Raw genomic sequence first — 12,933 nt, forward strand, 5'->3', positions numbered from 1 at the left:
TGACCGAAAGATCATCGGCAGAATGGCGCCCCGATGCGCGACCGGGGCGGCAGATTACGGCTTGTTGCGGCACTCGGTCGCGTTTCGCGTCCGGCGGGATTGCCCCGAAGTTATTCCGCCGCCTTCATTTCAAAGCCTTTTTCGATCATATCCGCCGGTGTGACCGGATATTCGCCCGAGAAACAGGCGTCGCAATACTGCGGACAGGCCTTGTTGCGGCCCTCGGCCTCACCCACGGCGCGGTAAAGGCCGTCGAGCGAGATGAACTTGAGCGAATCGACCGCCAGGTGATCGCGCATCTCGTCTTCGCTCATGGTCGCGGCCAGCAGTTTTTCGCGCTGCGGGGTATCGACCCCGTAGAAGCAGGGCCAGGCGGTGGGCGGAGAGGCGATGCGGAAATGCACCTCCTTGGCGCCGGCATCGAGGATCATTTCCTTGATCTTGCGGCTGGTGGTGCCGCGTACGACCGAGTCGTCGACCAGGATCACCCGCTTGCCTTCGATCAGCGCGCGGTTGACATTGAGCTTGAGCCGCACGCCCATGTTGCGGATCTGCTCGGTCGGCTCGATGAAGGTGCGGCCCATGTACTGGTTGCGGATGATGCCCATGCCGTAGGGAATGCCGCTCTCATGCGCAAAACCGATCGCCGCCGGAGTGCCGCTGTCGGGCACCGGGCAGACGAGATCGGCCTCGACCGGGGCTTCGCGGGCCAGTTCGACGCCGATCTGGCGACGGGTCTCATAGACCGAGCGGCCGCCGAGGATGGAATCGGGACGCGAGAAGTAGACATGTTCGAAGATGCAGAAGCGCGAACCGGCGGGGGCGAAAGGCCGGTGCGAGTGCACCTTGCCACCCTCGATCACCACCATTTCGCCGGGTTCGACCTCGCGCACCAGTTCGGCGCCGATGATGTCGAGCGCGCAGGTCTCGGAACTGAGCGCATAGCCCTCGTCGCCGATCTTGCCCAGCACCAGCGGGCGCACGCCCAGCGGATCACGCACGCCGATCAGCTTGGTGCGGGTCATTGCCACGACGGAAAAGGCGCCTTCGACCCGGCGCAGCGCGTCCTGCATCCGTTCCGGCACCCGGCGTTGCAGCGAGCGGGCCATCAGATGGATGATGCATTCGCTGTCCGACGAAGACTGAAAGATCGAGCCGCGCTCGATCAGCTCGCGCCGGAGCGCATCGGCATTGGTGATATTGCCGTTGTGGGCGATCGCGGCGCCGCCCATCGAGAACTCGCCAAAGAACGGCTGCACATCGCGGATCGCGGTCTGGCCTTTCGATCCGGCGGTGGAATAGCGCACATGACCGATGGCGAGATCGCCGGGCAGCGTTTCCATCAGCGATTGCTTGGTGAAGTTGTCGCGCACATAGCCGAAGCGACGGGCCGAGTTGAAGCCGTGATCGGGGTGATACGAGACGATCCCCCCGGCTTCCTGGCCACGATGCTGAAGCGCGTGCAGGCCGAGCGCCACGAAATTGGCGGCGTCGGTTACTCCGACAACGCCGAAAACGCCGCATTCTTCTTTGAGTTTGTCGTCATCGAAAGGGTGGGCGGGGGGCATCTGGGCGTCGGCCAAGGGGTGGCTCCGAATCCGTTGTGGCTTACGGGGGTTACTTAAGCCCTCATTGCGCACATGTCACGGAACTATGACGGACTTGTGCAAAACTGGCGTGCGAGCACCTTACGTTGCGGCACCCAGCACCGTCCTTAGCGCCCAAGAGAGAGCCACAGGCCGCCCGATCAGGACCAGCTGCGGGAACAGCCGCTGTCCCGGATCGTGCGGGCGAGGATGGGCGGGCTTACTCGGCCGGGGCGTCACAGACGCCGACAAGCTCTTCGTATTGCGTGGTGACCCAGCCCAGCGCCTGCTCGGGATTGCGCTCTTCGATGGCGTCAGTCATCCGGCCGAAGACCTGCGCCGAGCGCGAATCGTCAATCATCGCGATGTCCTGGCTGCTAATCACCGTCTCGTAGACAAAAAAGGCGATTGCCACCAGCAGGATGCCGCGTGCTACGCCAAAGAGAAAACCGAGCCCCTGATCCAGTCCGCCAAGCGCCGAGCGTTGGACGATCGAGGAAAACAGCGGCGTGAAGAGCGAGACAACCACCAGCGCTCCGGCAAAGACCACGGCAAAGGCGGTGATGATGCTCAGTTCGCAGCTGTCGCGGATGAAATCGCCGAGCACGGGAATTTCCTTGACCAGCGGATCGACCTGCGGGGCAAAGATGAAGGCGAGGATCGCGGCGGCGACCCAGCCGGCAATCGCCATGGTTTCACGCACAAGGCCGCGCGAATAGGCCAGCAGCGCGGATAGCACGATGACAACGGCCACAATGCCGTCAACCAGTGTAAAACCTTCCATGTCCTGCCCTTCACTGCCCTTGGCGGTGCCGCTTACCCGGCACCAAACGTTTCGCCCACGAATGCGGTCAGATCGGCCATGCGGTTGAGCGAGAGGCCGCCGTTGCCCGACATCTTGCCGCCCTCGGGCACGATCGCGGATGTAAAACCAAGTTTGGCCGCTTCTTTCAACCTGTTTTCGCTCTGACCCACCGGGCGCAGGGCACCAGATAGGCTGATTTCGCCGAAAACCACCGTTTCCGGCGGCAATGCCGCATCTTCGCGCGCGGAAAGCAATGCCGCCGCGACGGCCAGATCCGCCGCCGGTTCGCTGACCTTCATGCCGCCGGCGACATTGAGGTAGACGTCGAGCCCGGCAAAGGGGATGCCGCAACGCGCCTCAAGCACCGCGAGAATCATCGCCAGCCGCGAGCCGTCCCAGCCGACGACCGAGCGCCGCGCCTGGGCATGCGGCGTCGGCGCGACCAGCGCCTGCATCTCGACCAGCACCGGCCGCGTGCCCTCGATGCCGGAGAACACCACCGAGCCGGGGGCCGGGGTGCCGCGTTCGCTGAGAAACAGCGCCGAGGGGTTGAGTACCTCCTGCAAGCCGCTGCCGGTCATCTCGAAGACGCCGATCTCATCCGCCGGGCCGAACCGGTTCTTGACCGCGCGCAGGATGCGGAACTGATGCCCGCGTTCGCCTTCGAAATAGAGCACGGTGTCGACCATGTGCTCGACCACCCGGGGGCCGGCGATCTGGCCGTCCTTGGTCACATGGCCGACCAGGATCACCGACATGCCCTTGCGCTTGGTGAAGGAGGTCAGCTCATGCGCCGCCGCCCGCACCTGAGACACCGAGCCCGGGGCAGAGCCCACGTTGTCGGCCCACATGGTCTGGATCGAATCGATGATCGCGAGTTGCGGCCGCTCCTGATCGAGCGTGGTCAGGATATCGCGCAGGTTGGTCTCGGCGCCGAGCCGCACCTCGGCCTGGGTCAGCCCCAGCCGCTGCGCCCGCATCCGCACCTGTGCGCTGGCCTCTTCGCCCGAGATGTAGACGGTTTTCAGCCCGGCGCCCGCAAAGCGCGCGGCGGCCTGCAACAGCAGGGTCGATTTGCCGATGCCGGGATCGCCGCCGACGAGGATGGCGCTGGCCGGAACCAGCCCGCCGCCCAGCACCCGGTCCAGCTCGTCCATGCCGGAATGGGTGCGGGGCGGGGGTGTCTCTTCGGTCGAGAGGTCGGACAGCGCCACGGCGCGGCCACGGGCGTCGCCCAGGGATTTTCCCGCCGGGCCGGCGGATATGCCGCTGTCCTCGGAAATCGAGTTCCATTCGCCGCAGGCTTCGCAGCGCCCCGACCATTTGGTGGTGACATTGCCGCAGGCGGTGCAGGAAAAGGATGCTTTCGTCTTGGCCATAAGGCGTCATGCCCGAGGACAGACGCCTTGCCAAGTCGATCCTGAGCTATTCGGCGGCCTGGCGCCCGGCGAGTTCGATCATCCGGCCATTCGCCATCCGGCTGGCCTGCCGCAGGTCGGCGCCTTCGGGCAGGTCGAGTTCCGGCATCACGTCGGACAGAAGCTCCGACAGCCGCTGGATCTCGGAGCGGGCGATATCTTCCTCGATCTCGACCCGCATCGCCCAGTTGTGGATGTCGTTGGCGATCACCTTGGCCTCGTCGAGCCGCTCTTCGATCATCTTCACCTCTTGCTGGCGCTGCGCGAGGAAGGCGCGGGCCCGATCGACCTTTTCGTCGGAATAGACCTCGGCCAATTCGTGGCTGATCGCGCCCATCTGGGCCGCCACCTCGAGAAGATCGGTCTCGAGCACGTTCAGATCGGGGTGGTTGCGAAGAAAGATCATGCGTTCGCGAACCGCGTCGAATTCCGACTTGAGCTCGAAGACGCCGGCGCGGTCGGCCTTGTGGACGGCGTCATAGGCGCGGGCGACATCCTGCATGTTGATGGAAAAACGGCGATGGCTGTTCTCCAGGCGCAAGATGCGCTGATTGGATGGCAGATAGACGACCAGGCCAAGCACCATGGCTGTCAAGGCAATCTGGACAATCCAGCCCAGATCGACCGGCGGATTGCTGCCGAACTGGATGGGCAGAGTCAGCCAGGAGGCTTGTCCCAGGGCACTCGCGATTGTAAAACCGAGCAGGCCGATGCCGGCCACGGCATAAAAGGCCATGAAAATCATTTGGAAAACTACGGCGGCCAGCCGCAGGGCAGTGTGAAAATTGCGCATATGATCCCCCTAGGATCTGAAAATGGGCGGCCCAGAGGAGTATGCAGGCCTGCGACTTTTCGACCTAGAAGTATTTGATTGTCGGTCAACCTTTGCCGATCTGCTGTGATCAATATTTCGATTCGTTACGCTTTGTGAGAATTGAGCAGCCAATCGACGTCAGAATGCACAGGGTAAAGAGATACAGCCCCCAGAGCGTCTCGATTCGCCCGACGCCGATTCCCTTGATCACCGTGATGTAGAGCGCGATCAAAAAGACATCCGCCATCGCCAGCTTGCCCAGCAGGGTCAGCGCCGGCAAGAGCCGCGGATCGGCCAGCCCGAAATGCACCAGCGCCAGGCCAATGGTCTTGAGGTAGGGGGCGAAAAGCGCAAAGAGCGTAACCACCAGCGCCAGCACCACGTCGCTCGACCACAGCGCCTGAAGCCCGGTGATGACGCTGATCCGTTCCAGCCCGAAAAGCGGCAGCAGCCCGGCCTGCATCAGAGGCGCGAACCAGGCCACCGGAAAGAGCACCAGCAAGGACAGGTTGATCCAGCGCATCTTGTCATGTCTCCGCACGGCCGCGCACCTGCGCCGCAGGCCGGATTTCATTCTCCGCAGGCGCCGCATTCAATAAAACCGCGTATATCCCCAAAGCCCCAGCAGCACCGCCAGCAGCACAACATGCGCCCAGTCGACCCATTTCCATGCCCGCCCGGCGACAAAGCCGGAGGCCAGCAGCGGCAAAGAGGCGATCAGCGGCAGCATCATGCCCCCCGCCGGCTTGGTCATCAGCGTCGCCAGCCGGGGCAGCGGCCCGGTGTAGAGGTTGAGCAGCGGCGGGCCGAAATGCGCCGCCATGCCCAGCAGCGCCAGCGCCAGGCTGGCCAGCCCGAGCCAGCGGCTCGGGCCGCGCGCGGCGCCGGTGCGACAGGCAGCCAGGATCGCCAGCAGCGGCAGATAGAGAAAGGTCTGAAGGCTCAGCAGCGCCATCACTGCCGGGCTCGGTTGCAAAAAGGTCATCGCACCGCCTCGATCGGGCCGTCGGCGCGGCCACGGATGAATTGAGCCAGATAGGGATCATCGGCGCCGTCCATCTCGGAAATCGGGCCTTCCCACTGGATCACCCCGTCATGCAGCATCGCCACCCGGTCGGCGATGGTGCGCACCGAGGTCATGTCATGGGTGATGGTCATGGTCGTTGCGCCCATTTCGGTGACGATCTCGCGGATCAGCTCGTTGATGACGCCGGCCATGATCGGATCGAGACCGGTGGTTGGCTCGTCGAAAAAGATGATCTCGGGATCGGCGGCGATGGCGCGGGCGAGGCCGACGCGTTTCTGCATGCCGCCGGAGAGTTCCGAGGGGAAAAGATCGGCCACTGCGGCGCGCAGCCCGACCCGGCGCAGCTTGTCGACGGCGATCTCGCGCGCCTCTTCTTTCGGCCGCTTGAGCGCGCCGCGCATCAGTCGAAAGGCGACGTTCTGCCAGACCGGCAGGCTGTCGAACAGTGCGCCGCCCTGAAACAGCATGCCGAAGCGCGCCAGAAAGGCATCGCGGTCGCCTTCGTGCACCTCGCGTCCATCGACCTCGATCCGGCCGCTGTCGGGTTCGACCAGCCCGAGCACCGATTTGATCGTCACCGACTTGCCGGTGCCCGAGCCGCCGATGATCACCATCGACTGGCCCTTGGGCACATGCAGGCTGACGCCTCGCAGCACGTGGTTGTCACCAAAGGATTTATGCACGTCGGTAAGGGTGATCATGCCGCGAAAAACACCTCGGTCAGGATGTAGTTGGCGGCAAAGATCAGCACCGAGGCGGTGACCACGGCCGATTTTGTCGCCCGGCCGACGCCCTGGGCGCCACGGCCCGAGTTCATGCCGAAGTAACAGCCGCAGAGCGCGACGATAAAGCCAAAGACCGCGCCCTTGATCAGCCCCGAGGTCACGTCCCAGAGCTCGAGGAAGTCGAAGGTGTTCTTGAGGTAGGCGGCGGCGTTGAAATCGAGCCGCGTCACCCCAACGAGGTAGCCGCCGAGAATGCCGATACTGTCGCCCACCGCCACCAGCACCGGAACCGCCAGCGTCGCCGCCACCACGCGCGGCACGGTGAGGTATTTCATCGGATGGGTCGACAGCGTCACCAGCGCGTCGATCTGTTCGGTCACCTTCATGGTGCCGATCTCGGCGGCAATCGACGAGGCCACCCGCGCCGCCACCATCAGCCCGCCCAGCACCGGGCCCAGCTCGCGCACCATGCCGATGGCGACGATCGAGGGCACGGCGAATTCTGCCTGGAATCGCGCGCCGCCGTCATAGATCTGCAAGGCCAGCGCGCCGCCGGTAAACAGCGCCGTCATCCCCACCACCGGCAGCGACAGCCAGCCGATCTGCATCAGCGCCCAGCCGAACTCGCGCCAGTACCAGGGGGGCCGGAAGACATGGGCCACCGTCGCGCCGGCAAAGATCGCCACCCGTCCGACATAGGCCAGAAGCGCCAGCACGCTGCGTCCCAGCGCCGCGACAGGGGACAGCAGACCGCTCATTCGCCGCGATAGACCCGGCTCAGCCGCGCGCCCAGCGAGGTCAGGATTTCATAGCCGATGGTGTCGGCCCATCCGGCCAGCGTATCGATCGATTGGTGCTGGCCAAGAAGCTCGAGCCTGTCGGGCAACTCCGGCGCATCGGTCACGTCGACGCCGATCAGGTCCATCGAGATCCGCCCCGCGACCGGGCAGCGCGTCTCGCCCGCCATCAGACTGGCCCTGGGCCCCATGCCTCGGAGGATGCCGTCGCCGTAGCCGGCGGAAATCGTGGCGATGCGGCTGGGACGGCTGGCGGTGAAGCTGTTGCCATAGCCCACGGTCTCGCCCGGCTCCAGCTCGCGGACCTGGATCACCGGCACTTCGAGCGTCACCACCGGGGTCGCATCGACAAAGGGCAGCCCGCCATAAAGCCCGACGCCGGGGCGGGTCAGGTCGAAGTGATAGTCCGGCCCGAGGTGAATGCCGCCCGTCGCCGCCAGCGAACGCGGCACATCGATGCCATCGGTCATCTCGCGAAAGGCCTGCAACTGTCGCGCGTTCATCGGATGTGCCGCATCATCGGCGCAGGCCAGATGGCTCATCACCAGCACCGGGTTCTGGGCCAGGGCGATGTCACGCAGCGCGGCCCATTCGGCAGGCTCCATGCCCAGCCGATTCATGCCGGTGTCGAGTTGAATGCCGAAGGGCGCGCCGGGCAGGGCCTCGACGTGGCGCAGCATCTGGTCGATGTTGTTGATCATCGGCACCAGCGACAGATCGTTGATCATGTCGGTATCGCCCGGCATATGCCCGGAAAAGACGCAGATCTCAGGCCCCGGACCCAGCGCCTCGCGCAGGGCGGCGCCTTCCTCGGCCAGCGCCACGAAGAACCGGCGGGCCCCGGCGCGGGCCAGCGCACGCGCCACGCGGGGCGCACCAAGACCATAACCGTCGGCCTTGACCACTGCCGCCGTTTCGCCCTCGGAGCGGGCGTCGAGCGCGCGCCAATTGCTGCGCAGCGCGTCGAGATCGATTGTCAGTTTCGCCTGTGCCATGCGGGCTTAGTCGGGCGGCGCGTGCCCGAGGTCAAGGGGGAATTCAGAACCGCCGCGTGCATTCGCGGCTCTCCGCCAAGGGGCGGCGGCGGGCCTCGGAATGACTGCGGGCCGGACCTTGCCCTGTCCGACCCGCAAACCTGCCCTCGCTCGATTATTCCTGGAAGCCCCGGCCTCTGCCGCGGCTCCGAAAGTTCTAGAAGTTCTGGCCGCCGCCGTCCTGTTGCCAGGGTTTGACGAGGTTGCCGAAACGGGTGAACTGGCTTTCAAAGCTCAGCTCGACGGTGCCGATCGGGCCGTGACGCTGCTTGCCGATGATGACCTCGGCCTTGGCGTGCAGGCGTGACATGGCCTCCTGCCATTCCGCCATCTTGTCGAGTTCGTGATCGCCGGGTTTTTCCCGTTCCTTGTAATATTCCTCGCGGAACACGAACATCACCACGTCGGCATCCTGTTCGATCGAGCCCGATTCCCGCAGGTCCGACAGCTGCGGCCGCTTGTCCTCGCGACTTTCCACCTGACGCGAGAGCTGCGACAGCGCGACCACGGGAATGTTCAGCTCCTTGGCGATGGCTTTCAGGCCCATCGAGATCTCGGCGATCTCCTGCACCCGGTTGTCGGCGGTGCCGCGCGCGAGTTGCAGGTAGTCGATGATCAGAAGGTCGAGCCCATGGGTCCGCTTGAGCCGCCGGGCACGGGCGGCAAGCTGCGAGATCGGAATCGACGGCGTGTCGTCGATATAAAGCGGGCAGGCCTCGAGCGCCTTGGCGGCATCGACGAAGCGGCGGAATTCCTCTTCGGTCATGTCGCCCTGGCGGATCTTGTGGCTGGAGATCTCGGAGGCTTCGGCGAGAATACGGCCGGCCAGCTGCTCGGCGCTCATCTCGAGCGAGAAGAAGCCCACCACGCCGCCGTCGATCGCGCCTTCGCTGCCATCGGGACGCAGGCCGCGCTTGTAGGCCTTGGCCACATTGAAGGCGATGTTGGTGGCCAGCGAGGTCTTGCCCATCGAGGGCCGCCCGGCCAGGATCAGAAGATCCGAAGGGTGCAACCCGCCCAGCTTCTTGTCCATGTCGATCAGCCCGGTCGAGAGCCCGGCCAGCCCGCCCTCGCGCTGATAGGCGGCATTGGCCACATTGACCGCATCGGTGACCGCCTTGAGGAAGGACTGGAACCCGCCCTCGGTCTGGCCCTGTTCGGCCAGCTTGTAGAGCTTCTGCTCGGCCTCGACGATCTGTTCGCGCGGCTCTGACGCCACATCGACCCGCGCTGCCTTGGCCGAGATGTCGCGGCCCAGCCCGATCAGGTCGCGGCGCACCGCGAGGTCATAGATCATCTGCGCATAGTCGCGCACCGCAAAGGCGCTGACCGCCGCGCCCGCCAGCCGCACCAGATAGGCGGCGCCGCCCAGCTCCTGAAGGCCTTCGTCATCTTCCATGAAGGCCTTGAGCGTGACCGGCGAGGCCAGGTTGTTCTTGGCGATGCGGGCGGCGGCGATGTCGAATATCCGCGCATGCACCGGTTCGTAGAAATGCCGCGCGCCGATGATCGAGGCGATGCGGTCGTAGACGTCGTTGTTGGTGAGAATTGCCCCCAGAAGCTGCTGCTCGGCCTCGATCGAATGCGGCATTGTCTCTTCGGATTGAATCTCCACGCCTGTGGGATTGATCGTTGTGATCTCGTTCATTGTGCCCGCTCTTGTCTTTGCCCCATGGTGCCCAGTTCTAGCCAAACCGGGGCCACCAATCCATCTGGATAACGCTGTGGATACCCCGCAGGGATAACTTTTGTGACCTTAGGTCACATCGCTTTTGCCTCGGCTCATATGGTAGCCGATTACAGGCGTTCTGCCAAATGTTGAATGTACCGGTGAGTCGCGGCCGGGTTTTCCCCAGCCGTCCACAGGTGGATTTATTTCTTGTTGGCTTCCTGCCACTTACGTGGATCGTTCAGGAAGGTCTCGACCTCCGTCAGCGTTTCGGCGGCGAATTTGCCCTGGCGCCTGGCCTCGGCCAGCACGTCCCACCAGGTGCAGAGATGGTGCAGCGCGACACCGTGATCGCCCAGCGTCTTCTCGGTCTCGGGGAAGATGTCGTAATAGAAGATCACCGCCGTATGGCCGCAGCTGGCGCCGGTCTCGCGGATCGCATCGACAAACGACAGCTTGGAGCCGCCGTCGGTTGTCAGGTCCTCGACCAGCAGCACCCGCTCGCCTTCGGACATCGCACCTTCGATCCGGGCGTTGCGGCCGTAGCCCTTGGGCTTCTTGCGCACATAGGTCATCGGCAGCGCCATGCGCTCGGCCACCAGCGCGGCAAAGGGGATGCCGGCCGTCTCGCCGCCGGCGATATTGTCGAAGGCCTCGAAACCGGCCTCGCGCATCACCGTGACGGCGAGGAAGTCCATCAGCGTCGACCGGATGCGCGGAAAGGAGATCAGCTTGCGGCAGTCGATGTAGCTCGGCGAGGGCAGGCCGGAAGCCAGGGTATAGGGCGCGTCGGTGTTGAAATTCACCGCGCCGATTTCCAGCAGCATGCGGGCGGTCAGGCGGGCGATTTCTTCCTTGGCGGGATAGGTCGAGGGGATCATGGCGAGGGTCCGTTGCTGTGGCAGGCGGTGGATTGCGTATTTGGAAAGAGAAGAAGATCAGGCGACATGCCAATGCACCGGAACGCCCGGGTCGAAGACGGTGACGGGGCCGTCCTCGGTCTCGATCTTGTCGGGGAAGGTCACGGCGTCGCCCCTGGTGAGGGTGATCGTGGCGTCGTTGACCGGCAGGCCGTAGAAGCCGGGGCCGTTGAGCGAGGCAAAGCCTTCGAGCTTGTCGAGCGCGCTTTCCTCTTCGAAGACATGAGCGAGCAGGGCCATGGTGTTGGTGGCGGTGAAACAGCCGGCGCAGCCGCAGGCGCTTTCCTTGTTCGGGTCGGTATGCGGCGCGCTGTCGGTGCCGAGGAAGAAGCGCGCGTCTCCGCTTGTGGCGGCGGCGCGCAGAGCGAGGCGGTGTTCCTCGCGCTTGGCCACCGGCAGGCAGTAGTAATGCGGCTTGATGCCACCGACCAGGATGTGGTTGCGGTTGATGATCAGGTGATGGGTGGTGATCGTGGCCCCGAGGTCGCGGTCGTTCGCCTTGACGTAATCGACGCCGTTTTTTGTGGTGATATGCTCCATCACCACCCGCAGGCCGGGGGTGGCGCGGCGGATCGGGTCGAGCACCCGGTCGATGAACACCGCCTCGCGGTCGAAGATGTCGATATCGGCATCGACCATCTCGCCATGGACGCAGAGCGGGCAGCCGATCTCGGCCATCCGTTCGAGCACCGGGCGGACCCTGTCGAAATCCTGAACGCCGCTGGCGGAATTCGTCGTCGCACCGGCCGGGTAGAGCTTGACCGCGGTGATCAGGCCGCTGGCATGGGCGGCGGCCAGGTCGTCCGGGTCGGTGTCCTCGGTCAGATAGAGCGTCATCAGCGGGGTGAAATCCGCGCCCTCGGGCAGCGCCGCCAGGATGCGGTCGCGATAGGCCGCGGCATCGGCGCCGGTGACCACCGGGGGCACCAGATTGGGCATGATGATGGCGCGGGCGAAATGGCGCGTGGTTTCGGGCAGGACGGCGCGCAGCATGGCGCCGTCGCGCAGATGCAGGTGCCAGTCGTCGGGGCGGCGGAGGGTCAGGCTCTGGGTCATGCGCCAGCAGTTACACCAGCCGCGTGAGGGGTGCCAGAGGGCTTTAGCCGGCCTTTTTCTTGTCGGCCACGATCTCGTCGAGCCGGCGCTGGAACTTGGGCGCGCTCTGACGCGAGACCACGAAGCGGCAGAGCCGTTCGGCCAGCGCGGTGCGCCGGTCGCGATCCAGCGCGCCGAGCAGGTTGCGCAAATAGGGCGGATGGCTGCGCCGCGCCCGCATCAGCCGGTAGAAGCTTTGCGGATCGAGCTTGCCGGTGCCGGCCTTGGCGAGAATGCGGAACAGGACCGACATCTCGAGCAGGTCGCTCTGGATCGTGTCGCCGAGGCCCGGCACCGGCAGCAGCGTGGTCTGCGGCCCGTGAAAGAGCGCGGCATGCATCGCGTCGAGCGGCTCGCGCGGGTCATAGATCACATACAGCTGATCGGCGCCCTGCGACATGTCGGGGGCATAGCCGTACCGCGAGGTGAAATCCATCGCGCGCAGATCGGTGAACCGGTCGTCCCAGCCGGCAAGCCGCGGATTGAGTGTCGCCTGCGGCTGGATCGCCACCACCGTCGCGCCCGGTGCCGCCACCGAAAAGGCCGTTGCCGCATAGCCGCAGGGCCCGGCGCCATAGAAGATCACCCGGTCGAATTCGTCGAAGAAGCCGTCGTCGGTCAACTCGTCGAAGAATTCATAGACCTCGCCGGTGCGGAACCATGTCTCGCCGTCGCAGACCACGCCGAGATGCGACCAGCCCATCGCGCGCACCAGATCGAAGCCCAGCGGCTGGCCGGTCTCCGACAGGGCCTGGATGCCCTGAAAGCTTTCGAAGGTCACCAGCAGCGTATCGCCTTCCTCGATGAAGGCGGCGGCGTGTTTCGGGCCGAGCGGGGCATAGAATCCCTCTTCCTCGGCGATGTCCTTGAGCGCGCCAAACCACTTTGCCTTGGGCAAGGAAGTCATCGGCGCGTCAAATGTGTTCAGCGTGTCCTGCATCGTCAATTCCTCGGAGCGCACGCGGCTTTTGCGCGATTACCTCAGGGTTAAACGACAATTTAGGCGAAAGTTGGAAGAATTCCCCGGGGAACAAGGCGAATTC

At 64.8% G+C, this 12,933-nt stretch carries 13 protein-coding genes; all 13 read right to left on the bottom strand.

Annotated elements, in window-relative coordinates; translation table 11 throughout:
• Positions 1–110: 110 nt before the first annotated feature.
• A complete protein-coding gene (gene purF, locus AC0J5K_RS05780; RefSeq protein WP_048533861.1) occupies positions 111–1,568 on the bottom strand; it encodes an amidophosphoribosyltransferase in 1,458 nt (485 codons plus the stop codon).
• A 238-nt stretch (positions 1,569–1,806) separates the two neighbouring features.
• The gene (locus AC0J5K_RS05785; RefSeq protein ID WP_274562451.1) at positions 1,807–2,370 is read right to left on the bottom strand and encodes a CvpA family protein; all 564 of its coding nucleotides are present in this window, start codon (positions 2,368–2,370) and stop codon (positions 1,807–1,809) included.
• Between the two features lie 32 nt (positions 2,371–2,402).
• A complete protein-coding gene (gene radA, locus AC0J5K_RS05790) occupies positions 2,403–3,770 on the bottom strand; it encodes a DNA repair protein RadA (protein WP_274562449.1) in 1,368 nt (455 codons plus the stop codon).
• Between the two features lie 46 nt (positions 3,771–3,816).
• Entirely contained in the window at positions 3,817–4,602 is a 786-nt protein-coding gene (locus AC0J5K_RS05795) for a DNA repair protein (RefSeq protein ID WP_274562447.1), read from the bottom strand.
• 109 nt (positions 4,603–4,711) lie between these two features.
• Positions 4,712–5,146: a paraquat-inducible protein A gene (locus AC0J5K_RS05800; RefSeq protein WP_048533857.1), complete on the bottom strand. Its 435-nt coding sequence runs from the start codon at positions 5,144–5,146 to the stop codon at positions 4,712–4,714.
• Positions 5,147–5,215: 69 nt separating this feature from the next.
• A complete protein-coding gene (locus tag AC0J5K_RS05805; RefSeq protein ID WP_274562444.1) occupies positions 5,216–5,608 on the bottom strand; it encodes a hypothetical protein in 393 nt (130 codons plus the stop codon).
• The gene (locus AC0J5K_RS05810) at positions 5,605–6,351 is read right to left on the bottom strand and encodes an ABC transporter ATP-binding protein (RefSeq protein ID WP_274562443.1); all 747 of its coding nucleotides are present in this window, start codon (positions 6,349–6,351) and stop codon (positions 5,605–5,607) included. The genes AC0J5K_RS05805 and AC0J5K_RS05810 overlap by 4 nt, the downstream gene beginning before the upstream one ends.
• Positions 6,348–7,133 (bottom strand): MlaE family ABC transporter permease, encoded by a 786-nt coding sequence (locus AC0J5K_RS05815; protein WP_148562865.1) that lies wholly within the window; start codon positions 7,131–7,133, stop codon positions 6,348–6,350. Before AC0J5K_RS05815 ends, AC0J5K_RS05810 begins: the two co-directional genes overlap by 4 nt.
• Positions 7,130–8,167 carry an alanine racemase gene (gene alr / locus AC0J5K_RS05820; RefSeq protein ID WP_048532260.1) on the bottom strand — a complete coding sequence of 346 codons (1,038 nt, stop codon included), beginning with the start codon at positions 8,165–8,167 and terminating at the stop codon, positions 7,130–7,132. The genes AC0J5K_RS05815 and alr overlap by 4 nt, the downstream gene beginning before the upstream one ends.
• 196 nt (positions 8,168–8,363) lie before the next feature.
• On the bottom strand, positions 8,364–9,854 hold the full coding sequence (locus AC0J5K_RS05825; protein WP_048532259.1) for a replicative DNA helicase: 1,491 nt from the start codon (positions 9,852–9,854) through the stop codon (positions 8,364–8,366).
• A gap of 224 nt (positions 9,855–10,078) precedes the next feature.
• Positions 10,079–10,756 (bottom strand): orotate phosphoribosyltransferase, encoded by a 678-nt coding sequence (locus AC0J5K_RS05830; protein ID WP_074837243.1) that lies wholly within the window; start codon positions 10,754–10,756, stop codon positions 10,079–10,081.
• A 57-nt stretch (positions 10,757–10,813) separates the two neighbouring features.
• Entirely contained in the window at positions 10,814–11,851 is a 1,038-nt protein-coding gene (pyrC, locus tag AC0J5K_RS05835; RefSeq protein WP_274562440.1) for a dihydroorotase, read from the bottom strand.
• A 43-nt stretch (positions 11,852–11,894) separates the two neighbouring features.
• Positions 11,895–12,830 (bottom strand): phosphoadenosine phosphosulfate reductase, encoded by a 936-nt coding sequence (locus AC0J5K_RS05840; protein ID WP_074837245.1) that lies wholly within the window; start codon positions 12,828–12,830, stop codon positions 11,895–11,897.
• Positions 12,831–12,933 lie beyond the last annotated feature (103 nt).

The organism is Marinovum sp. E3 (assembly GCF_055755275.1).